The organism is Hydrogenophaga sp., from assembly GCF_030158645.1.
GTDB lineage: Bacteria > Pseudomonadota > Gammaproteobacteria > Burkholderiales > Burkholderiaceae_C > Hydrogenophaga.
The window spans coordinates 1-2,191 of sequence record NZ_JAOASO010000079.1 but is presented as its reverse complement, the minus strand read 5'-3'; the positions used below and the strand labels follow the sequence as shown (position 1 = coordinate 2,191).

At 67.8% G+C, this 2,191-nt stretch carries 1 protein-coding gene; it reads right to left on the bottom strand.

The features are described from left to right. Positions 1 to 2,191 (bottom strand): nitrate reductase subunit alpha (locus Q1W68_RS07685; RefSeq protein WP_300716040.1); only part of this gene is annotated, 2,191 nt, incomplete at both ends.

Below are 2,191 nucleotides of genomic sequence, written 5' to 3'. Positions count from 1 at the left end.
ACAGGCACGTGGTGCTCATGCGGAAGTCGAGCGTCACCAGCAGGTCGAGCTTGCCTTCGGGCGCCTTGTCGTGCCAGACGACCTCGGTCGGCTTGGCCTCTTCCTTGCCGAGGTCCTTGCCCTGCACGCCGTTGCTGGTGCCGAGCAGGTGCTTCAGGAAATACTCGTGGCCCTTGCCCGACGAGCCCAGGATGTTGGAGCGCCACACGAACATGTTGCGCGGCCAGTTGTCCGGGTGATCCGGGTCGGTGCAGCTCATCTTGAGCGTGCCGTCCTTCAATCCGTTGACCGCGTACTCCTTCGGCTCCAAGCCCGCGGCAGCAGCGTCGCGGACCACATGGATCGGATTCGTCTGCAGCTGCGGCGCCGACGGCAGCCAGCCCATGCGCTCGGCGCGCACGTTGTAGTCGATCATGCTGCCGGCGTAGAGCTTCTTGTCGGCCAGCGGCGACAGCACCTCGTCCATGCCGAGCTTCTCGTAGCGCCACTGGTCGGTGTGCGCGTAGAAGAAGCTGGTGCTGTTCATCTGGCGCGGCGGACGGATCCAGTCGAGCGCGAAGGCCAGCGCGGTCCAGCCGGTCTGCGGCCGCAGCTTCTCCTGACCCACGTAGTGCGCCCAGCCGCCGCCGCTCTGGCCGATGCAGCCGCACATCATCAGCATGTTGATGACGCCGCGGTAGTTCATGTCGCTGTGGTACCAGTGGTTCATCGCGGCGCCGATGATCACCATCGACTTGCCGTGCGTCTTGTGCGCGTTCTCGGCGAACTGGCGCGCCACGGTGATCAGCTGCGCGCGCGGCGTGCCGGTGATGCGCTCCTGCCAGGCCGGCGTGTACGGCGTGTCCTCGTCGAAGTTGGCCGCGGCGAACTCGCCCGGCAAGCCGCGGGCGACGCCGTAGTTGGCCACCTGCAGGTCGAACACCGTGGCGACCAGCGCGCTGCGTTCCTCGCCCGCCTTGCCCAGCGAGATCCGCTGGACCGGCACGGTGCGCACGATCACGTCGCCGCTGTCGCCCTTCAGCACGTTGTTCGGGAAGTTGGCGCTCTCGATGCCGCCGAAGTACGGGAAGCCGACGCGCGCCGTCGCGGTGCTCGGCTGCTCGCCTTCGAGCAGCGACAGCTTCAGCTTGACGGCCTGGCCGTGGCGCGCTTCCTTCGCCTCGAGGTTCCACTGGCCTTCGTCGGCCCGTCCGTCGGGGCCCCAGCGGAAGCCGATCGCGCCGTTCGGCAGCACCACCTTGCCGCTCTCGTCGAAGGCGACGGTCTTCCATTCGGGGTTGTTGGCCTGACCCAGCTTGCCGTTGAAGTCGGACGCGCGCACGTAGCGGTCGGGCACCATCACGACCTCGCCGCTGGGCAGCGTGTGCTCCTTCAGCATCACCAGCATCGGCATGTCGGTGTAGCGGCGCACGTAGTCGTCGAAGTAGGCGCTGCGCTCCTTGCCGGCGCCGGGGAAATAGAACTCCTTCAGGATCACGTGGCCCATCGCCATCGCGACCGCCGCGTCGGTGCCCTGCTTCGGGTTCATCCAGATGTCGGCCAGCTTGGCGACCTCGGAATAGTCGGGCGTCACCGCGACGGTCTTCGCGCCCTTGTAGCGGACCTCGGTGAAGAAGTGCGCGTCGGGCGTGCGCGTCTGCGGCACGTTGCTGCCCCAGGCGATCAGGTAGGTCGAGTTGTACCAGTCGGCCGACTCGGGCACGTCGGTCTGCTCGCCCCAGATCTGCGGGCTGGCCGGCGGCAGGTCGCAGTACCAGTCGTAGAAGCTCATGCAGACGCCGCCGATCAGGCTCAGGTAGCGCGAGCCGGCGGCGTAGCTGACCATGCTCATCGCCGGGATCGGCGAGAAGCCGATCACGCGATCGGGGCCGTGCTTCTTGATCGTGTGCACGTTGGCCGCGGCGACGATCTCGTTGACCTCGTCCCAGCTCGAGCGCACGAAGCCGCCGAGGCCGCGCACCTGCTGGTAGTCGCGGCGCTTCGCATCGTTCTCGACGATGCTGGCCCACGCATCGACCGGGTCGTGCGCCAGGCGCGCCTCGCGCCACGACTTGAGCAGCCGGCCGCGCACCATCGGGTACTTGACCCGGTTCGCGCTGTACAGGTACCAGCTGTAGCTCGCCCCGCGCGCGCAGCCGCGCGGCTCGTGGTTGGGCATGTCCCAGCGGGTGCGCGGGTAGTCGGTCTGCTG